Source organism: Streptomyces sp. NPDC001231, from assembly GCF_042896885.1.
GTDB lineage: Bacteria > Actinomycetota > Actinomycetes > Streptomycetales > Streptomycetaceae > Streptomyces.
Window position 1 is genome coordinate 68,470 of sequence record NZ_JBIAXS010000003.1, and the last position, 19,961, is coordinate 88,430.

General features: G+C 71.8%; 17 protein-coding genes. 11 read left to right on the forward strand and 6 right to left on the reverse strand.

Annotated elements, in window-relative coordinates; translation table 11 throughout:
* Window positions 1-177: 177 nt before the first annotated feature.
* From ACFY3J_RS04785 to ACFY3J_RS04795, 3 genes are all read left to right on the forward strand, one after another.
* Window positions 178-1,122 (forward strand): SCO0930 family lipoprotein, encoded by a 945-nt coding sequence (locus ACFY3J_RS04785; RefSeq protein WP_384176712.1) that lies wholly within the window; start codon window positions 178-180, stop codon window positions 1,120-1,122.
* Between the two features lie 288 nt (window positions 1,123-1,410).
* Entirely contained in the window at window positions 1,411-2,223 is an 813-nt protein-coding gene (locus ACFY3J_RS04790) for an SAM-dependent methyltransferase (RefSeq protein ID WP_390840259.1), read from the forward strand.
* Complete coding sequence (locus ACFY3J_RS04795) at window positions 2,220-4,361, forward strand: putative bifunctional diguanylate cyclase/phosphodiesterase (RefSeq protein WP_384176716.1); 2,142 nt, start codon at window positions 2,220-2,222, stop codon at window positions 4,359-4,361. Before ACFY3J_RS04790 ends, ACFY3J_RS04795 begins: the two co-directional genes overlap by 4 nt.
* A gap of 219 nt (window positions 4,362-4,580) precedes the next feature.
* Here ACFY3J_RS04795 and ACFY3J_RS04800 read toward each other — a convergent pair whose 3' ends face one another.
* Window positions 4,581-4,733, reverse strand: coding sequence for a hypothetical protein (locus tag ACFY3J_RS04800; RefSeq protein WP_384176718.1), 153 nt, complete (start codon window positions 4,731-4,733; stop codon window positions 4,581-4,583).
* A 44-nt stretch (window positions 4,734-4,777) separates the two neighbouring features.
* On the opposite strand from ACFY3J_RS04800, the gene ACFY3J_RS04805 reads away from it, so the two are divergent.
* Entirely contained in the window at window positions 4,778-5,023 is a 246-nt protein-coding gene (locus tag ACFY3J_RS04805; protein WP_384176720.1) for a hypothetical protein, read from the forward strand.
* A gap of 81 nt (window positions 5,024-5,104) precedes the next feature.
* On the opposite strand, the gene ACFY3J_RS04810 is transcribed toward ACFY3J_RS04805, so the two are convergent.
* The gene (locus ACFY3J_RS04810) at window positions 5,105-5,992 is read right to left on the reverse strand and encodes a LysR family transcriptional regulator (RefSeq protein WP_384176722.1); all 888 of its coding nucleotides are present in this window, start codon (window positions 5,990-5,992) and stop codon (window positions 5,105-5,107) included.
* Window positions 5,993-6,112: 120 nt separating this feature from the next.
* Here ACFY3J_RS04810 and ACFY3J_RS04815 point away from each other — a divergent pair, with 120 nt between their 5' ends.
* From ACFY3J_RS04815 to ACFY3J_RS04835, 5 genes are all read left to right on the forward strand, one after another.
* Window positions 6,113-6,784, forward strand: a complete 672-nt coding sequence (locus ACFY3J_RS04815) for a succinate dehydrogenase (RefSeq protein ID WP_141355881.1) — start codon at window positions 6,113-6,115, stop codon at window positions 6,782-6,784.
* A 1-nt stretch (window position 6,785) separates the two neighbouring features.
* The gene (locus ACFY3J_RS04820) at window positions 6,786-8,735 is read left to right on the forward strand and encodes a fumarate reductase/succinate dehydrogenase flavoprotein subunit (protein WP_384176724.1); all 1,950 of its coding nucleotides are present in this window, start codon (window positions 6,786-6,788) and stop codon (window positions 8,733-8,735) included.
* On the forward strand, window positions 8,732-9,481 hold the full coding sequence (locus tag ACFY3J_RS04825) for a succinate dehydrogenase/fumarate reductase iron-sulfur subunit (protein ID WP_141355877.1): 750 nt from the start codon (window positions 8,732-8,734) through the stop codon (window positions 9,479-9,481). The genes ACFY3J_RS04820 and ACFY3J_RS04825 overlap by 4 nt, the downstream gene beginning before the upstream one ends.
* A gap of 318 nt (window positions 9,482-9,799) precedes the next feature.
* Window positions 9,800-10,573, forward strand: coding sequence for a GNAT family N-acetyltransferase (locus ACFY3J_RS04830; protein WP_384176727.1), 774 nt, complete (start codon window positions 9,800-9,802; stop codon window positions 10,571-10,573).
* Complete coding sequence (locus ACFY3J_RS04835; RefSeq protein ID WP_390840262.1) at window positions 10,573-11,658, forward strand: 1-acyl-sn-glycerol-3-phosphate acyltransferase; 1,086 nt, start codon at window positions 10,573-10,575, stop codon at window positions 11,656-11,658. Before ACFY3J_RS04830 ends, ACFY3J_RS04835 begins: the two co-directional genes overlap by 1 nt.
* Here ACFY3J_RS04835 and ACFY3J_RS04840 read toward each other — a convergent pair.
* The 3 genes from ACFY3J_RS04840 to ACFY3J_RS04850 all read right to left on the reverse strand — a co-directional run bounded on the left by ACFY3J_RS04840 (window position 11,599) and on the right by ACFY3J_RS04850 (window position 16,553).
* Window positions 11,599-13,338, reverse strand: a complete 1,740-nt coding sequence (locus ACFY3J_RS04840) for an NlpC/P60 family protein (RefSeq protein WP_390840264.1) — start codon at window positions 13,336-13,338, stop codon at window positions 11,599-11,601. The two genes, ACFY3J_RS04835 and ACFY3J_RS04840, sit on opposite strands and share 60 nt — an antisense overlap.
* An 89-nt stretch (window positions 13,339-13,427) precedes the next feature.
* The gene (locus tag ACFY3J_RS04845; protein ID WP_390840265.1) at window positions 13,428-15,767 is read right to left on the reverse strand and encodes an ATP-binding cassette domain-containing protein; all 2,340 of its coding nucleotides are present in this window, start codon (window positions 15,765-15,767) and stop codon (window positions 13,428-13,430) included.
* 99 nt (window positions 15,768-15,866) lie between these two features.
* Window positions 15,867-16,553, reverse strand: coding sequence for a TetR family transcriptional regulator (locus ACFY3J_RS04850; RefSeq protein ID WP_384176733.1), 687 nt, complete (start codon window positions 16,551-16,553; stop codon window positions 15,867-15,869).
* A gap of 149 nt (window positions 16,554-16,702) precedes the next feature.
* Here ACFY3J_RS04850 and ACFY3J_RS04855 point away from each other — a divergent pair, with 149 nt between their 5' ends.
* Window positions 16,703-18,142: an aldehyde dehydrogenase gene (locus tag ACFY3J_RS04855; protein WP_390840267.1), complete on the forward strand. Its 1,440-nt coding sequence runs from the start codon at window positions 16,703-16,705 to the stop codon at window positions 18,140-18,142.
* 60 nt (window positions 18,143-18,202) lie between these two features.
* Here ACFY3J_RS04855 and ACFY3J_RS04860 read toward each other — a convergent pair whose 3' ends face one another.
* Complete coding sequence (locus tag ACFY3J_RS04860) at window positions 18,203-18,589, reverse strand: signal peptidase I (protein WP_390840269.1); 387 nt, start codon at window positions 18,587-18,589, stop codon at window positions 18,203-18,205.
* 390 nt (window positions 18,590-18,979) lie between these two features.
* On the opposite strand from ACFY3J_RS04860, the gene ACFY3J_RS04865 reads away from it, so the two are divergent.
* Entirely contained in the window at window positions 18,980-19,936 is a 957-nt protein-coding gene (locus ACFY3J_RS04865) for a DUF5996 family protein (protein WP_384176739.1), read from the forward strand.
* The last annotated feature ends 25 nt before the right edge of the window (window positions 19,937-19,961 follow it).

The following is a 19,961-nucleotide window of genomic DNA, read 5'->3' on the forward strand; positions in this document are numbered from 1 at the left end:
GGGCCGGCTCGACGCCGCCGATGGGTACGCGCGTACGAGGTGGCGCGGAACGTGTCACGGGTTCCGGAAAGAAATCTCTGCCGCGGTTGAACACAACCACCTGTGCCGTGCGTACCCAGTGTCGTGCGGCGGCGCAGTAGGGCGCTGCAACACCTTTTTGATTATGGGGAGTTGACGATGAACACCTCCTGGCGGAGCGCCTCACTCGTGGCGGCGGCCGCGGCCGTGCTGGCGCTGACGACGGCGTGCGGTCAGGAAAGCGTCCCTTCGGCGGGCAGTCAGAACGTGGGTGCGACCGCCGCGGCCGGCGGATTCGGCAGCGCCGGGACGAGCACCGGCACCGGTGCCGACACCGGCAACGGTTACGGCGCCGACGGTCAGCAGGCTGCCGCCAAGGCCGCCGGGGAACTCGCGGTCTCCGCCAACGCGGAGCTGGGCAAGGTGGTCACCGACAGCGCCGGGATGACGCTGTACCGATTCGACGCGGACACGGCCCAGCCCCCCAAGTCCACCTGCGACGCCGACTGCGCCACGGCCTGGCCGCCGGTTCCCGTCGACGACGCCACGGCCGGCGCCGGAATCGACAAGGCCCTGCTCGGCGAGGTCACCCGCGCCGACGGCACCAAGCAGCTGACCATCGCCGGGTGGCCCGCCTACCGCTACGCGAAGGACACCAAGGCCGGCGAGACCAGCGGCCAGGGCGTGAACGGCAAGTGGTTCGCGCTGGCGCCCGACGGCAAGAAGGCCTCGTTGGTGAACCTGCCGGGCCTGTCCGTGAAGAAGACCGAACTGGGCGACGTCGTCGTCGACAAGAACGGCATGACGGTCTACCGCTTCTCGAAGGACCAGGCGTGGCCGAAGTCGGTCTCCGCCTGCACCGGTTCCTGCCTGGAGAAGTGGCCGGCCGTGGCGCCCGTCGCCGTCAGCGACACCAAGGGCGTGTTGAAGAAGGGCATGATGCCCTTCACCCGGCCCGACGGCGTCAAGCAGATGACCATCAACTGCTGGCCCCTCTACACCTTCTCCGGGGACGAGGCGCCCGGGGACGTCAACGGCCAGGGCGTGGGCGGCACATGGTTCGCCGTCTCCCCCGACGGGAAGGCGATCGGCGCGCCGCAGTAGGGGCCGCTTTCCCCGGCTTTCCCCCTGCTCCCCCCTGCCCCCCTGCTCCCCCCCTGCTTTCCCCTGCTTTCCCTCCAGACCGGACCGCCCCCTCCGTACCGCACGGAGGGGGCGGTCCGCCGTGTGCGCAGATCGTGGCAATCCACCGCGATGCGGGTGCGACGAGCGGGCCGGAAGCGCAGGTGGTGACCGGGAACGGATGGTCAATTTCCGTTTCCGCTCGCCCGTTCGGCGGGCGATCAGTAGCCTCAGCTCGAACACCGGATCGCCTACGCAGTGGAGAGATGGATGGAGCGTCCCGCCTGGGCTCCGCGAAGCATCGACATCTCGGTGCCGAGCGTCGCTCGAATCTACGACTTCTACTTGGGCGGTTCGCACAACTTCGAGGTCGACCGGGAAGCGGCCCGCAGGGCCATGGAGTTCATGCCGGGGCTGCCCAAGATCATGCAGGCCAACCGGGCCTTCATGCGCCGGGCCGTGGACTTCGCCCTGGAGGAGGGCATCACCCAGTTCCTGGACATCGGGTCCGGCATCCCCACCTTCGGCAACGTCCACGAGGTCGCCCAGGCCGCCCGGCCCCGCGCGCGGGTGCTGTACGTCGACCACGACCCGGTGGCCGTCAGTCACAGCAAGGCCGTTCTGGCGGGCAACGAGGACGCGGACGTGGTCGCCGCCGACCTGCGCAAGCCCGGGGAAATCCTCGCGAGCCCCGAGTCGGGGCGGCTGATCGACCTGAATCGGCCAGTCGCGCTGCTTCTCGTTGCCATACTGCACTTCGTGGAGGACGCGGACGACCCCTACGGTGCGGTGGCCGAGCTGCGCGACGCGCTCGCGCCGGGCAGCCTGCTCGTCCTCTCCCATGCCGCGTACGAGGGAATCCCGCTCCCCACGGCGCGGAGCCGGTCCCTGGTGGACGTGTACAAGGACATTCGCAACCCGCTGATCATGCGTTCGCGCGAGGAGATCGCGCGGTTCTTCGAGGGGTACGACATGGTGGAACCCGGGCTGGTGCCGATGCCGAACTGGCGGCCGCGTACGGCGCCGGAGGACGAGGACCCGTATGCCTTCTCCGGTTTCGCGGGCGTGGGGCGTACGGCGTGATCGCGGAACAGGACGGGCCGGAGGGCAGACTGCGCCGACTGACGACGATCTGGAGCCGGGCCGTCTTCCCGGTGACCTCGACGTCGCTGACCCGCCCGGAGTTCGAGGAGCGACTCCTTCCGCTCGCCCGCCGGTTGAGCACGGCGCTACGGGACCGGGCCTTCGCCGCGGAGGAGGGTGAGGCGGTCGGCGCGGCCCTGGTCGACGCGCACTGCACCGCGCCCGAGGCGCTCAGCCGCTCCCTGGACTGCCTCGACGCCTACCTGGTGCTGTACTGCGGTGAGGACGGCGACCAGGAGGACCTGCGGGCCCGCTCCGCGCGGTTGCAGCACTCGATGGCGGCCGGGTTCGCGCGGGCGCTGCGCGAACGCACACTGGCCGAGCAGGAGGCGATAGCCCAGGCGGCGCTGCGCGCCCAGGGCGTGGTCGCCCAGGCCCTGCACGCCAGCGAGGCCCGCTTCCGCGCCGTGTTCGAAGGCGCGGCGATAGGCATCGCCATCGCCGACCTGGAGGGCAACGTCCTCCAGGTCAACAGCGCGCTGCTGCGCATGTTCGGCGGCTCCGAGCAGACCGTGCGCGGCCGCAACGTACGGGAGTGGACCCACGCCGACGACGCCCCGCAGATGTGGCGGCTGTACGAGGAGCTGGTGCGCGGCGAGCGCGAGCACTACCACGTGGAGAAGGCCTTCTACCGGCCGGACGGAACGGTTCTGTGGACCAACCTGACGGTGTCCCTGCTCCGCGACGCCGACGGCTACCCGCAGTACCAGCTCGCCCTCATGGAGGACACCACCGAGCGGCGGCTGCTCAATCTGAGACTGCGGTACGAGGCCACCCACGACGCGCTCACCGGCCTGCCCAACCGCACCCTGTTCTTCGAACGCCTGGAGAAGGCGCTGAACGCGGGTGAGGACCAGCGCTTCGGCCTGTGCTACCTCGACCTGGACGGCTTCAAGACCATCAACGACAGCCTCGGCCACGCGGCCGGCGACCGGCTGCTCGTCGAGGTCGCCGACCGGCTCCAGGCCTGTGCGACCGCGCCCGGCGAGATGGTCGCCCGGCTCGGCGGTGACGAGTTCGTCGCGCTGACCACCGGCCCCGGCACCCGGCACGAGGTCGACGAGCTCGCCGCCCGGATCATGAACGCGCTGGTCGCTCCGATCCGCATCGACGGCCGGGAACTGGCCGTACGCGGCAGCATCGGCATCGTCGAGGGACCGGCGGGCGAGCGCAGCGCGGCCGAGGTGCTGCGCAGCGCGGACATCACCATGTACCGGGCCAAGTCGGCCGGCGGCAACCGCTTCGAGCTCGCCGATCCGGAGGCCGACGCCCGCGCCATCACCCGGCACGGACTGACCACGGCGCTGCCGGCCGCGCTCGACCGGGGCGAGTTCTTCATCGAGTACCAGCCCCTGGTGCACCTCGGCGACGGCAGCGTGCGCGGCGCCGAGGCGCTGGTGCGCTGGCTGCATCCGCAGCACGGCGTCCTCGGCCCCGACCGGTTCATCCCGCTCGCCGAGCACACCGGGCTGATCGTCCCGCTGGGCCGCTGGGTCATGGAGCAGTCGGTGCGCCAGGCCCGCCGGTGGCGGGAGACGCGCGGGGACGGCGCCGAGGGACCGCTGCGCATCAACGTCAACCTCTCGCCGTGCCAGCTCACCCACCCCGGGCTCGTCCAGGACACCGTCGACATCCTGGAGCGCGCGGGCGTGCAGCCGGACGCGCTGTGCCTGGAGGTCACCGAGACGGCGCTCATCGGCGCCGACGACGACCTGCTCAAGCCGCTGCGCCGGCTGGCCGAGATGGGCGTCGACATCGCCCTGGACGACTTCGGCACCGGCTACTCCAACCTGGCCAACCTGCGCCGGCTGCCGGTGAGCGTGCTCAAGCTGGACCGTTCCTTCACCCAGGGCATGCAGCGGTTCCCGGCCGACCCCGTCGACCTGAAGATCGTCGAGGGCATCGTCGCGCTCGCCCACAGCCTGGACCTCGCGGTCACCGTGGAGGGCGTGGAGACCGCCGCCCAGGCCGAGCAACTGCGCGTCCTGGGCTGTGACACCGCCCAGGGCTGGTACTACGCCCGCCCGGGCCCACCGGACCGCCTGCACGACCTGGCCCTGGCGGACGCGACAACGTAACCGGCGACGCCCGACGGCTCCGAGGGGCGCGGGGAACAACGCGCCCAGCCACGACGGACCCGCGGACGAGCACGTTCCTCGGGGCCCCGAAGGGGTCCACAGGGGCGCGGGGAACCGCGCGCCCAGTGACAACGGACCCGCGGCCGAACACGGTCCTCGGCCCCCAGGACGTGGGCCCGACACGGGCGAGCGCCTGCCGACACCCGTTTGGACCCGGCTCTACCGGGCGGCGTCCGCGGCGCATCCGCAGACCATCTCGCTGTCGGCCACCATGCCGGTGTCCGGTGCGCACCGCACCCTGCGGATGTACGAGTCGGTGGTGGCCGGTCTTGAGCGCGGCGGATGGCCGACCGCTTCGGTCGTCCCCGTCATGGTCGGCGTGGAGGGGATGGTCGACCGCTTCGGTCATCCCCGTCATGGTCGGCGTGGAGTCGTTCGTCCTGGGTTCGGCGCTGGATCTGGTGGCACCGGCCGCGATGTTCGACCCGGGGCCGGACTCGTCCCAGGTGCCCAGGTTCACCGCCGCGGTGCACGCCCGGGACGAGGTCTCCGCCGCGCAGGGGCGGCCCGCCGCGGACCTGGCCTTCGAGGTAGCCCTCGCGGCGCCGGTCGACGGCCTGCGTGCTCGACCGGCCGCGGAAACCGCCTCCGGCGCATGTTAGTTGACGTCGAGTCGGGCAGACGCTCAGTCAAACTGACTGGCAATCAAGTGCACGTTCGGAAGCGCGGAGGCCGCTCAACGGTCACCGCTCCAGCAGCATCCGCTGAAGTTCCCTCGCCGCCCTGGGCGGAGCCACGTCGCTGCGGTGGGCCAGCGCGATCGTGCGATGCAGTCCGGGACGGGCCAGCGGGGTGACCCGCAGACCGTGGCCGGCGCGCGTCGCGACCATGCGCGGGACGACGGCCACCCCGAGCCCCGCCCGTACGAAACCCAGCACCGCGTCCATCTCGCCGCCCTCGACGGCGAGGTCCGGCTCGAAGCCCTCGGCGCGGCACGCGGCGACCGTCAGCTCCCGCAGGTCGTAGCCGTGCCGGAACATCACCAGACGCTCGCCCTCCAGATCCGCGATGCCGACCGAGCGCCGCCCCGGGCCACCGGGCGCCGACGCCTCCGGCGAGGAGACCACCACCAGGTCCTCGCGCAGCAGCTCCACCGTGGTCAGGGCGGGGGAGGGGGTCGGCAGCGGCAGCACGACCAGCGCCAGGTCCAGGGCGCCGCGGGCCAGCTCCCGCACCAGGTCGTGGGAACCCCCCTCCTCGACCAGCAGCCGGATGCCCGGGTAGCGGTCGTGGAAGGCGCGCAGCACGTCCGGCAGCAGGCCGGTGCACAGGCTCGGGGTGGCGCCGAGCCGCACCCGGCCCCGGCGCAGCTGCACCAGTTCCTGCACCTCGTGCCGCGCCGTGTCGGCGTCGGCGAGGATGCGCCGGGCCAGCGGCAGCAGCGCCTCCCCGGCGTCGGTGAGCGTGATGTTGCCCCGCGCCCGCAGGAACAGATCCGCGCCCAACTCCCGCTCCAGCGCCTTGATCTGCTGCGACAGGGACGGCTGGGCGACATGCACCAGATCGGCCGCCCGGGTGAAGTGCCGGGTCTCGGCGACCGCCACGAAGTACTGGAGCTGCTGGAACTGCACGAGACCAGCATAGCCAATACCTATCGAAACCAGCTGGACCATGTCTTGGACCGATGGGGTCCTTCGGCCCTAGCGTGCTGAGACATGGCACTGGCAACGCGGACGGACCGACGGCCGTCCATGGCACGCACCGTGTGGGGCTCGACCGTCGGCAAGAAGACCGTGATGGCGGTCAGCGGGCTGATCATGCTGCTGTACCTGGTCGTCCACATGATCGGAAACCTGAAGATCTACTTCGGGGCGGCCGAGTTCAACCACTACGCCCACTGGCTGCGCACGCTCGGCGAGCCGTTCATGCACTACGAGTGGACGCTCTGGCTGGTCCGCGTGGTGCTCGTGGCCGCCGTCGTCGCCCACGCCGTCTCCGCCTACCAGCTCAGCCGCCGCGACATCAAGGCGCGGCCCAGCAAGTACGTGCACGCCAGGCCCCGGGCCAGTTACGCCACCCGCACCATGCGCTGGGGCGGGATCATCCTCGGCCTGTTCATCGTCTGGCACATCCTCGACCTGACCACCGGCACCGTGCACTCCGGTGGATTCCAGCCGGGCCACCCGTACCAGAACGTCGTGGACACCTTCTCCACCTGGTACGGCAACGTCATCTACATCGTCGCCATGCTGGCGCTCGGCCTGCACATCCGGCACGGATTCTGGAGCGCCGCCCAGACCCTCGGCGTCGGCAGCCGCACCCGCGACCGTGCCCTGAAGACCGCCGCCAACGTTCTCGCACTGCTGCTCACGGCCGGCTTCATCGCCGTCCCGGTGGGCGTCATGACCGGAGTGGTGAGCTGACATGACCTCCTACGCCGACTACGCGACCGGTGCGCCGGTCGCCGACACCAAGGCCCCGTCCGGCCCGATCAACGAGCGCTGGGACAAGCGCCGCTTCGAGGCCAAGCTGGTCAACCCCGCCAACCGGCGCAAGCACACGGTCATCGTGGTCGGCACCGGCCTCGCGGGCGGCTCGGCCGGCGCCACCCTGGCCGAACAGGGCTACCACGTCGTCCAGTTCTGCTACCAGGACTCCCCGCGCCGCGCCCACTCCATCGCCGCGCAGGGCGGCATCAACGCGGCGAAGAACTACCGCAACGACGGCGACTCCATCCACCGCCTGTTCTACGACACCGTCAAGGGCGGCGACTTCCGCGCCCGCGAGTCCAACGTGCACCGCCTCGCGCAGATCTCGGTGGAGATCATCGACCAGTGCGTGGCGCAGGGCGTGCCGTTCGCCCGCGAGTACGGCGGCCTGCTCGACACCCGCTCCTTCGGCGGCGTCCAGGTCTCCCGCACCTTCTACGCCCGCGGCCAGACGGGCCAGCAGCTCCTGCTCGGCGCCTACCAGGCGCTGTCCCGGCAGATCGCCGCCGGCAACGTCGAGATGCACCCGCGCACCGAGATGCTCGACCTGATCGTCGTCGACGGCCGGGCCCGCGGCATCGTCGCCCGCGACCTGATCACCGGGAAGATCGACACCTACTTCGCGGACGCGGTCGTCCTGGCCAGCGGCGGCTACGGCAACGTCTTCTACCTGTCGACGAACGCCATGAACTCCAACGCCACCGCGATCTGGCGGGCGCACCGGCGCGGCGCGTACTTCGCCAACCCCTGCTTCACCCAGATCCACCCCACCTGCATCCCGCGCACCGGCGACCACCAGTCCAAGCTCACCCTGATGAGCGAGTCGCTGCGCAACGACGGCCGCATCTGGGTCCCGAAGGCCTCGGGCGACAACCGCCCGCCGAACGAGATCCCGGAGGACGAGCGCGACTACTACCTGGAGCGCATCTACCCCTCCTTCGGCAACCTCGTCCCGCGCGACATCGCCTCCCGCGCCGCGAAGAACGTCTGCGACGAGGGCCGCGGTGTCGGCCCCGGCGGCCAGGGCGTCTACCTGGACTTCGCCGACGCGATCCGGCGGATGGGCCGGAAGAAGGTCGAGGAGAAGTACGGCAACCTCTTCGACATGTACGAGCGGATCACCGCGGAGAACCCGTACGAGGTGCCGATGCGGATCTACCCCGCCGTGCACTACACGATGGGCGGCCTGTGGGTCGACTACGACCTCCAGACCACCGTGCCCGGCCTGTTCGCGGTCGGCGAGGCCAACTTCTCCGACCACGGCGCCAACCGCCTCGGCGCCTCCGCCCTGATGCAGGGCCTGGCCGACGGCTACTTCGTCCTCCCCGCCACGATCAACGACTACCTGGCCCGCAACCCGCACCAGGAGGCCGTCACCGGGGACCACCCCGCCGTCCAGGAGGCCGTCGCCGAGACCGAGGACCGCCTCAACCTGCTGCTGGCCGTCGACGGCGACCGCACCCCCGACTCCTTCCACCGCGAAGTCGGCGAACTCATGTGGGAGTTCTGCGGCATGGCCCGAACCGAGGCGGGCCTGCGCAAGGCACTGGACCGCATCCCGCAGATCCGCGAGGAGTTCTGGCGGCGCATCAAGGTGCCCGGCACCGGCGAGGAGTTCAACCAGTCCCTGGAGAAGGCCAACCGCGTCGTCGACTACCTGGAGCTCGCCGAGCTCATGTGCCTCGACGCGCTGCACCGCGCCGAGTCCTGCGGGGGCCACTTCCGCGAGGAGTCCCAGACCCCCGACGGCGAAGCGGCCCGTAGGGACGAGCAGTTCGCCTACGCGGCGGCCTGGGAGTTCGCGGGCACGGGCGAGGCGCCCACCCTGCACAAGGAAGACCTGGTCTTCGAGTACGTCCACCCCACCCAGCGGAGCTACGCATGAGGCTCACCCTGCGCGTCTGGCGGCAGAAGAACGCCGACGCCGACGGCGCCATGTCCACCTACGAGGTGGACGACATCTCGCCCGACATGTCCTTCCTGGAGATGCTGGACGTCCTCAACGAACGGCTCATCCTCTCCGGCGAGGACCCGGTCGCCTTCGACCACGACTGCCGCGAGGGCATCTGCGGCGCGTGCAGCCTGGTCATCAACGGCGACGCGCACGGCCCCGAGCGCACCACCACCTGCCAGCTGCACATGCGGTCCTTCGAGGACGGCGACACGATCGACATCGAGCCGTGGCGCGCCGCCGCCTTCCCGGTGGTGAAGGACCTGGTGGTGGACCGCTCGGCCTTCGACCGGATCATCCAGGCCGGCGGCTACATCAGCGCCCCCACCGGCTCCGCGCCCGAGGCCCACGCCACCCCCGTACCGAAGCCGGACGCCGACTTCGCCTTCGAGCACGCCGAGTGCATCGGCTGCGGCGCCTGCGTCGCCGCCTGCCCCAACGGCGCGGCGATGCTGTTCACCTCCGCCAAGATCAACCACCTCAACGTGCTGCCGCAGGGCGCGCCCGAGCGCGAGACCCGCGTCCTGGACATGGTGGCCCGGATGGACGAGGAGGGCTTCGGCGGCTGCACCCTGACCGGGGAGTGCGCCACCGCCTGCCCCAAGGGCATCCCCCTCGTGTCGATCACCAGCATGAACAAGGAGTGGCTGCGCGCGACCCGCAAGGCGTCGAAGCGGTAGCCCAGCAGAGAACGTTCGCCGAGGGGGCGGACGGGCGGGGCCGGGAGTGGTGCTCATCCCCGGCCCCGCCTCGGTTTTCTCTCCACGTGGACCCGGCCGCGGGCGGGCGGCCCGGTCCCCGAACGGGTCCTCGACGCAGAGGGGAGCGTCAGGCGGGCCGGCCGGACGGGGCGCCGCCCGCGCCGTTCAACATCCCCACATCCGTTCTCCCGGCACAGGTCACGTGGACGCCAACCGGCATCGGAAGAACAGGGACGACGGACCGCACCGCCGGTCCGCCGTCCCTCTTCCGTACCGGGTCCACGACCAGGAGAGAACATGACCGGCGTCTCCACGCTCGAAAGTCCCCCGCAGCCCGCGCCGCCCACCCGCTACACCGTCGCCCTCGCCCGTGACGAGGCGGACGTGCGGGCCGCGCAGCGGCTGCGGTACGACGTCTTCGCCGGGGAGATGGGCGCCCTGCTGTCCACCCCGCAGCCGGGGTACGACGTCGACCCCTTCGACGCCTACTGCGACCACCTGCTCGTGCGCGACACGACCACCGGACAGGTCGTCGGCACCTACCGGCTGCTGCCGCCGGAGCGGGCCGCGATCGCCGGACGGCTGTACGCGGAGGGCGAGTTCGACATCACCGCGCTGGCCCCGATCCGTCCCGGACTGGTGGAGGTGGGCCGCTCCTGCGTGCACCCCGACCACCGCGACGGCGCGGTGATCGGGCTGATCTGGGCCGGGCTGGCCCGCTACATGGTGGACCGCGGCCACGAGTGGCTGGCGGGCTGCTGCTCGATACCACTGGCCGACGGCGGCGCCCTCGCCTCCGCCACCTGGGAGCGGGTGCGCGGCAAGAACCTGGCACCGGAGGAGCACCGGGTGCACCCGCTGCTGCCGTGGATCCCGCGGGTCGACCTCCCGGCCGCGCCCCGCACCGAACTGCCCGCCCTCCTGCGCGGCTACCTCCGGCTCGGCGCCCAGGTCTGCGGAGCACCCGCGCACGACCCCGACTTCGGGGTCGCCGACCTCTACGTCCTGCTGTCGATGCGCCGGGTCAGCCCGCGCTACCTGCGGCACTTCCTCTCCCTCGTACCGGCCTGATGAGCCTCTGGCTGCCCAGCGCGCCCTGCACTCCGAGGGCGTGCGTGGAGGCGACGGGGTCCACGGGGGCCGCCGTACCGCGCGCCGTGCTGCGGCTCACGCTGGTCACGGCCCTCGTACTCGCCGGGGTCGTGCTGTCACCGCTCGGCGCGCTGATCCCCGCCGGCTGGGTCCGGCGCTGGTGCCGGGCGGTCGTCAGGGCCTCGGGGGTCCGGGTCCGCATCACCGGCACCGCCCCGCCCACCGGCGGCCTCCTGCTGGTCGCCAACCACATCTCCTGGCTGGACATCCCGCTGCTGGCCGCCGTCCGCCCGGCCCGGATGCTCGCCAAGACGGAGATCCGCCGCTGGCCGGTGGCCGGCGCGCTCGCCGCGCGTGGCGGCGCCCTGTTCATCGAACGGGACCGGCTGCGCGCCCTGCCCGCGACGGTGGCGCACATCGCCGGGGAGCTGCGCGCCGGCGCCGCGGTCGCCGCCTTCCCCGAGGGCAGCACCTGGTGCGGCCGTGCCCAGGGCGCCTTCCACCGAGCCGTCTTCCAGGCCGCCCTCGACGCCGGGGTGCCCGTCCAGCCGGTCCGCATCCGCTATCTGGGGCACGCAGGGGGAGCGGCCAGCACGGCCACGGCCTTCGTCGGCGACGACTCCCTGCTCGCGTCCCTGTGGCGGGTGGCGACCGCACGCGGCCTGGTCGCCGAGGTCGATGTGCGCCCCGTGCTTCCTCCGGGTGCCTGTCCGGACCGGCGCACACTGGCCCGCGCGGCCCGGCAGGACCTGCCCGACGGCCGCGACCACGGTGCCGACCCGCGCTCGCCCGCGACCTGCGGCCACACCCCTTCGGGTCGCGCCCCCGCCGGTCACGCTCTCGCGGGTCGCGCCCCCGCCGGTCACGCTCTCGCGGGTCGCGCCCCCGCCGGTCACGCTCTCGCGGGTCGCGCCCCCGCCGGGGACGCCCTCGCGGGTCGAGGCTCCGCCGGTCACGCCCCCCGCCGGGGCGGCCATCCGGCCGCCCCGGCCCCACGTGCCGGCTCAGACGCGGCGCACGGTGTGCAGGGACTCGGCGTACAGACCCGTGCCGTCGAGCAGTGAGGCGCCGGCCAGGTCGGCCATGGTGGGCCCGTTGACCGTCTTGCGACTGGACAGGAAGCGCCGCTTGCCGGCCGCGTCCCGTCCGAGGTAGATCCCCACGTGGTCGACCGTGGCGGTCCGCGGGTCCCCGTCGTCCCCGGAGTCGGCGTTGAACAGTACGAGGTCACCGGGCTGGAGCAGGTTCGCGGCCGGTGGGCGGACGCCGTCGGTCCGGTCGATCAGCACACCGGGCGTGTGGTCGGCCATGTCGCGGGACTGGCGCGGTATCCGTTTCCCGGACGTGTCCGCCTTCGCGGCCATGGGCACGCCCATGTGGTAGCCGTAGACCATGCGGGTGTACCCCGAGCAGTCGAGATTCCCGACCTGTCTGCTCGACGGTCCGGTGTAGGCGCCGTCGGGGAAGGTCCAGCCGACGTCCATGTACTCGTGGAAGTCGGCGCCCACCATGCGGTATCCCTGCGCGTTCATATAGCCGTAGCCGGCCTCGCCCAGGACCTGCCTGCCCTGCGCCGGTCCGTCCCCGGCGGTGACCGCGGGGGCGCCCGGAAGGAACATCGCGGCGTAGGAGAGCACGTCCGGCACGGTGGAGCCGGCCCAGCCGCGGACCGTCCGCTCCAGCTCGGCCGTCCAGGTGCCGTCGAAGGGTTCGGGCAGCACCCGCACCCAGTCGCCGTGGGTGACGCTGGGCGGGGTGTGCCAGTTGGCGGCGCTCACCTCGAAACGGCTCGCCTTCAGCGTGACCGGCAGGTTGGTGCAGCCGGTGTTGGCCAGGGCGCGCAGCCCCACCCGGCCCTTGCTGAAGGCCGAGTCGTCGACGTCGAAGGTCCACGTGGACGGCTCGGCGGTGGCGGAACGCCATGCCTTCGCCCGGATCCGGGAGCCCTCGCGGCGCACCCGGATCGTCCAGTCCGTGTTCGCCGGGTTGCCCGTCGCCAGCGTGACGGCCGGAGCCAGCTGGGTGACGGCGTCGTCGACCTCCTTCTCGACGCGGAACTCGACCGCCCCCGTGGTCAGGAAGGACAGCCGGGCCCGGTAGTTGTTGTGGGTGCTCTGGTAGCCGAAGGTCAGCCCGTACGAACAGGCCTGACCGGTGGGCACCTTGTCGAACCGGGCCACGGACCGCACGTCGAGATCGGTGACCTCGTCGTCCCGCAGACTGGCGTGCCGGCTGACACCCGTGGTGGTGAGGGCGATCAGGCCAGTGCCCGGTACGACCGAGTAGTCGTCGGGGCTGGAGGGGAGCGTGTTCCAGCTGCCGCCGCCCGGCGAGCTGCCCCAGCCCGTCAGCGTGCGCTGGAAGTCGTCCACGAAGGACCGCTTGTTCTCGGTGAACGTTCTTCGCGGGCCCGGCAGGACGACGGTCCGGGCGCCGTGGGTCAGCAGCGCGACCCGTCTGCCGTTCGAAAGGACCTCCGTGCGGGCCGGGGTCCCGGACAGCACGGAGACGGCGAGCGGGGACGCCAGCGTCACCGGCGTGAAGTAGGAGGCGTCCAGCGCGGGCAGGGTCACCGAGGAACGGGCCGAGGTCAGGCCCGCCGGTGCCGGGAGGGGATCGACGGGCGCGGGGGCGGCGTCGGCCCGGGCGGGAGCCGCGGCCAGGCCGGTGAGCGGGACGGAGGCCGCGGAGGCGGCGAAGGCGGCGAGGAGGCCGCGACGCGAGGTGTGGATCATGAACGTCATGATCTCGCGCGTACCGCGACCGGACCCGCCGGACGCGTCAATTCCCCTCAGATACGGAGGCGTTGTGCGGCCGAGGCCTTCATGAAGTTCTAGACATCCCGCAGTACGGCCCGCGCCAGATACGAAGCCGTGGCGCTCCCCGCCGCCCGCGCGACCTCGACCGGCGGTCCCGCCGCAACGATCCGGCCGCCCGCGTCGCCGCCGCCCGGGCCGAGGTCGACGACCCAGTCGGCGCCGGCCACGACGGACATGTCGTGCTCGACGACGATCACGGTGTGTCCGGCGTCGACCAGGCAGTGCAACTGCCGCATGAGTACCTCGACATCGGCCGGGTGCAGTCCGGTCGTCGGCTCGTCGAGGAGGTAGAGGGTGTGGCCGCGGCGGCTGCGTTGCAGCTCGCTCGCGAGCTTGATGCGCTGGGCCTCACCGCCGGACAGTTCGGTGGCGGGCTGGCCGAGGCGCAGATAGCCGAGGCCGACGTCGAGGAGGGTGCCGAGACTGCGGGCCACGGCCGGGGTGTCGGCGAAGAACTCCGCCGCGCTCTCCACCGTGAGGTCCAGCACCTGGCCGATGTTCCGCCCGCGGTACGTCACTTGCAGCGTCTCGGGGTTGTACCGGGCCCCGCCGCAGTTCGGGCACGGGGTGTATGTGCTCGGCAGGAACAGCAGCTCCACGCTGACGAATCCCTCGCCCTGGCAGGTCTCGCACCGGCCTCCCGCGACGTTGAAGGAGAACCGTCCGACCCCGTAACCACGCGTCCGTGCCTCGTCGGTGTCCGCGAACGCCTTCCGTACCACGTCGAACAGCCCCGTGTACGTGGCCAGGTTGGAGCGTGGCGTGCGCCCGATCGGCTTCTGGTCGACGCGGACCAGCCGCCCGACACCGGCCTGCTCCTCCGTGATCTCACCGATCAGCGTGGACTTCCCGGACCCCGACACACCGGTGACCGCGGTGAACGCGCCGAGCGGGAACTCCGCCGTCACCGCGCGCAGGTTGTGCCGGGTGACCGGTCCCACCGTCAACTGCCCACGCCCACACCGTACTTCCCGCACCGGCCCGGGGGAGCCGTCGAACAGGAACCGGCCCGTCGCCGACTCCGCGACCCCCGCCAGCTCGGCGACCGGCCCGCTGTGCAGCACCCGCCCGCCGTGCTCCCCGGCCCTCGGGCCGACGTCGACGACCCAGTCGGCACCGCGCACCACGTCGAGGTGGTGCTCCACCACGAACACGGAGTTGCCCGCCGCCTTGAGCCGTTGCAGAACCATGAGCAGGGCCTCGGTGTCCGCCGGGTGCAGCCCCGCCGACGGCTCGTCGAGCACGTACACCACCCCGAACAGCCCCGACCGCAGTTGCGTGGCGAGGCGCAGCCGCTGCAACTCGCCCGCCGACAGCGTGGGCGCCGCCCGGTCGAGGCTGAGATAGCCCAGACCCAGTTCGACGACGGGCGCGATACGGGACTTCAGGTCCGCGGTGAGCACCCGCGCGGCCTCGGAGGTGCCCCGCAAGTGCTCCGCGAGTTCGGTCAGCGGCAGCGCGGCCAGCTCGGCGATGGTGCGCCCCGCGAAGGTCACGGCCAGTGCCTCGGGCCGCAGTCTGCTGCCGCCGCAGGCCGGGCAGGGGGCGGCGGTGAGGAAACGCTCGGCCTTGGCCCGCAGGGCAGCGCTCTTCGAATCGGCGAACGTCTTCATCACATACCGCCGGGCGCTCATGTACGTGCCCTGGTAGGGCCGTTGGATCCGCTCGGCGTCCCGCACCGGGTGCACGGTCACCACCGGCTGCTCGTCCGTGAACAGGATCCACTCCCGCTCTCCGGCCGGCAGCTCACGCCACGGCCGGTCCACGTCGTACCCCAGCGCGTCGAGGATGTCCCGCAGGTTCTTGCCCTGCCAGGCGCCCGGCCAGGCGGCGATCGCGCCCTCACGGATCGACAGCGAGGGGTCGGGCACCAGCAGCGCCTCCTCCGTGCGGTGCACCTGTCCGAGACCGTGGCACCGGGGGCAGGCCCCGGCCGCCGTGTTCGGCGAGAACGCGTCCGAGTCCAGCCGCTCGGCCCCCGGCGGACAGTGCCCGGCCCGGGAGAACAGCATCCGCAGCGAGTTGGACAGGTTGGTGACGGTACCCACGGAGGAGCGCGACGTCGGCGCCGCCCGCCGCTGCTCCAGCGACACGGCCGGCGGCAGCCCGGAGATCTCCCCGACCTTCGGCGCCCCCACCTGGTGGATCAACCGCCGCGCGTAGGGCGCCACCGACTCGAAGTAGCGCCGTTGCGCCTCCGCGTAGATCGTCCCGAAGGCCAGCGACGACTTCCCCGACCCCGACACCCCCGTGAACACCACCAGCGCGTCACGCGGAACATCCACGTCCACCCCTTGGAGGTTGTGCTCACGAGCACCGCGGACGCGGACGTACGGGTCGTGCGGGCTGTGCATGGAGGGGCTCCGTACGGGGGTGCGGGCGGGAAGGGGCAAACCCTGAAATTCTACGCGAGCGGTCCTGCCGGCCACCGGGCCCGGCGGATGGGCCGTCGCTCAGGGGGTGGCGGGGCCCCGCAGTGAGGTGGCGAGCAGCTCGATCATGCGGCCGTAGCGGGCGGGGAAGTCGACGTGCGCGGTGAGGAGCGCGGGGTCCTCGACGGCCGCGACGACGGTGGATCCGGGGTGGGCGAACGGCCACAGGCCGGCGATGAGCACGAGGGTCGCCGAGGCCAGTTCCTTCGCCGCTGTCGGGTTCAGTTCGGGGAGGCGGGCGTGGATGATGCCGGCGAGCCGGTCGTTGTCGGCCAGCGCCTGGCGCTTGTAGGCGCGGACCGTCTCCACCGAGACCGTGCGTTCCAGCACGCTGGCCAGCACGCTCGCCAGCTCGCACATCACCGGCCGGGCGGCGAGTGAGGCGGCGTAGGCCTCGGCGAAGCCGCGCACCCGTGCCGCCGGCCCGGTGGCGTCCGCGGCGGCGGGCGCCAGCTCGGCCGGGAGCGCGTCCAGCCAGGCGCCGTAGTCCCGGTTGAGGAGCTCCAGGAAGACCGCCTCGCGGTTCTCGAAGTACCGCAGCACGTTCGAGGTGGCGATCCCCGCCTGCCGGCCGATGTCGCGCAGGGTGATGTCCGCGACCTGCGACGTCTCCAGCAGGTGCTCGGCCGCGTCCAGGATCGACTGTCTGCGCAGCTCCCGGTTCTCGGGGCTGCGCGCGCGGATGAACCCCTGCTTCGTCTCGCTCATGACCCTCTCTTCGCTCGCGGTGTCCCCGCGGTCAGGATAGCGACCGCCCTGGTTAAGGGAACTGGATTCTGTTACGGTCGCAGAGGAGTTAAGAGAATGCCGTTCGATTAACTTGGCCGGACCGCTCCGGACGGATCTGGGAGGACATCGTGATCACGTTCGACAAGCTGCTGGTGGGCGGTGCCTGGACCGCCCCCGCCACCTCCGACGTCCTGGAGGTCCGCTCCCCGCACGACCAGTCCCTGGTGGGCGTCGTGCCCGAGGCGTCCTTCGCCGACGTCGACCGTGCCGTGGCAGTGGCCCGAGAGGCCTTCGACCACGGCCCCTGGCCGCGGCTGGCGCCCGAGGAGCGGCGACGGGTGGTCGCCCGGTTCAACGAGCTGCACGCGGCGCGCGCCGGCGAACTGGCCGCGCTCATCACCTCGGAGAACGGTTCGGCGATCTGGTTCACCGGCTGGCTCCAGCGCAGCCTGAAGGACTTCAACGACGACTTCCTCGACGTCGCCGCCGGCTTCGACTGGGAGTCCGAGCTGCCGGGCCGGGACGGTCACCGCACCGTGGTGCGCCGGGCCCCCGTGGGAGTGGTCGCGGCGGTGATCCCGTGGAACGCGCCGCACCAGTCCGCCCTGGTCAAGCTGGTCCCCGCGCTGCTCGCGGGGTGCACGGTGATCCTCAAGCCGTCGCCCGAGACGGCCGTGGACGGCCTGCGGCTCGCGGAGCTCCTCGCCGAGGCGGGTTTCCCGGAGGGCGTGATCAGCGTGCTGCCCGCCGACCGCGAGATCAGCGAGTACCTCGTCGCCCATCCCGGCGTCGACAAGATCGCGTTCACCGGCTCGACCGCGGCCGGGCGCCGTATCGCCGCCATCGCCGGTGAGCGGTTCAAGCGCGTCAGCCTGGAACTCGGCGGCAAGTCCGCCTCCATCGTCCTGCCGGACGCGGACGTCGACCGGGCCGCGGCGGCCCTGAGGGGCCTGTCGCTGGGCAACAACGGCGAGGCCTGCGTCGCCCACACCCGCATCCTGGCCCCGCGCAGCCGCTACGACGAGGTCGTCGACGCGATCGCCGCCATGATGCGGGGCGTCACCGTGGGCGACCCCATGGACCCGGACACCTGGATCGGCCCCATGGTCAAGCAGGCCCAGCAGCAGCGCGTCCAGTCCCACATCGAGGCCGGTATCGCCGAAGGCGCCCGCCTGGTCCTCGGCGGCCCCGGCGCTCCGGACACCCCGGGCCTGGAGAAGGGCTTCTACGTGCGACCGACCCTCTTCGCCGACGTCGCCAACACCATGAGGATCGCCCAGGAGGAGATCTTCGGCCCGGTCCTGGCGGTCATCCCGTTCGACACCGAGGACGAGGCCGTCGCGATCGCCAACGACTCCGCCTACGGGCTCGACGGCGGCGTATGGACCGCCGACCCGGAGCACGGCCTCGAAGTCGCCCGCCGCATCCGCACCGGCACCTTCAGCGTCAACGGCGCCTCCCGTGACATGCGCGCACCGTTCGGCGGCTTCAAGGCGAGCGGCCTCGGCCGCGAGTTCGGCCCGGCGGGCCTGAGCGCCTACACCGAGTACCAGTCCATCGCCCTGTGATCACCCCGAGGTGCCCGGCACCGCCCGAACAAGACGTACCCACCTCCGCAAGAACCGCGCCTACCGACTCCCGGGCGGCACCCTCTCTTCCACCGCGTAGCCGGGCACGGACGGCCACCGAACGGTCAGCACCACCGACTCCTCCTCCGCGAACCACGAGTGGTCCACTCCGCGCCCCCACACGACGTAGTCCCCCTGCTCCTCCAGCAGAACGCTGCAACCCGGGAGTTCCACCCGGAAGCGCCCCCTGATGAGCACCAGCAGAGCCGTACGTTCCTCCCCCTCCACCCACCGCAACCGCTCGTCGCCACGAGGATGAACCCCCCACTTGATCTCCACGGCCTCACTACGACGCGGATCGCCGACACCCTTGAAGTGCCCGAGCAGCCACCCCCGGTCGAGCGCCGCATCCTTGCCCGCGTTCCCCACGTACACACTGTCACTCACGCGGGCGGACGCTAGCAGCCGGGCGCCCACGTGGGGCGGGCTCGGCCGGCCGGCGGCTGCGAGCACCTCCTCAGGACTTGCGATCGTCCGCCGTGGACACGGCAGGATCCGTCAACTCTCCTATCCGGATGAGAGTTTCGCGCCGTGTCCGCGCCGCGGGGCCCGGCGGCGCAGCTTCGACAGGGTGAGAACGGCGGGGCATCCGGGTGAGAGAACGCGCCGCAGGTTTACGGGGCCGCCCCACCGCTGTGGGCGTTTGACGCACGTCGGGGATGCGCGGCGCCACCGAGCACGCAGGATGCGGGTCGGCGTACGACAATGGTGGGTGGTACTGCGGTGTTGCCGGTGCTTGCAGTGCGAACCGCTGATCGACAGGCTGGGAGGCTCGTCGTGAGCGCACCTCTCCACGAGTGGCCGGTGCTGGTCTACGAGGACCTGGCTCCGATGGTCGCCTACGTGAACCGGTTGGTACAGATCGCGGGTAAGTACACCCTCGACGAGCCGTTCGAAGTCGGCTGGGGAAACATCGTCCTCAATGTCACTCCCCGTGGGCTCAGGACGCCGACGCTCCGGCAGCAGGACGTGACCTTCACCGTGCATCACCGGCTGCTCGACGGCGACGTGGTCATCGAGACCGACAGGGGCTCGCGGACCTTGCCCATGTCCGATGGGTCACTCGCCTCGTTCTACGCGTCGTTCTGCGGCGCGGCGGGCGAGTTCGGCCTGCGCAGGCCGCGCACCTCGCTGATCTGCGAGATTCCCGGCGCCCCGCCGAACTTCGGAGATGATCACGTGGAACGTCACTGGGATCACCGCGCGGCGCGGCTGATCTGGACAGCGCTGAATCTCGCCGCCGACGGGCTTGAGGAGTGGCAGGCGTCCTACCTGGGGCACCGTCCGCGGGTCGGGGTGATGTGGGGCGGCTTCGACCTGTCCGCCACGCGCTACCGTGCGCAGCCCACTGTGCCACCGGCCCACGGCCCGACCTTCCAGCAGAACGCCCAGACCGAGGCGTATGTCTCGGTCGGATTCTCCTTCGGCAGTTCCGAGGCGCAGGACGTGGGTATGTACGCCTACATCTGGCCCCAACCGGACGGTCTGGAGAACCGGTCGTGGGGTGTCGACGGCGCGGCCTGGCATCCTGATGCCGGTCTGGTTCTCCTGCCGTGGGACGTGCTCAGGGAGACCGCCGACCCGCACCGCGCCATCGTGGCGTTCGGTGACGCCGTCTACGACGCCGCCGTCGAAACGGCGGGCTGGCCGTCGGACCTCATCGGGGTCCGCTGCGACGGTTGGTACATGAGCAGGACGCCGCCTGCCCTGGCCCACACCCAGTACCACCATTGAGAGCAGCAAGCGACAAGGAGCGCCA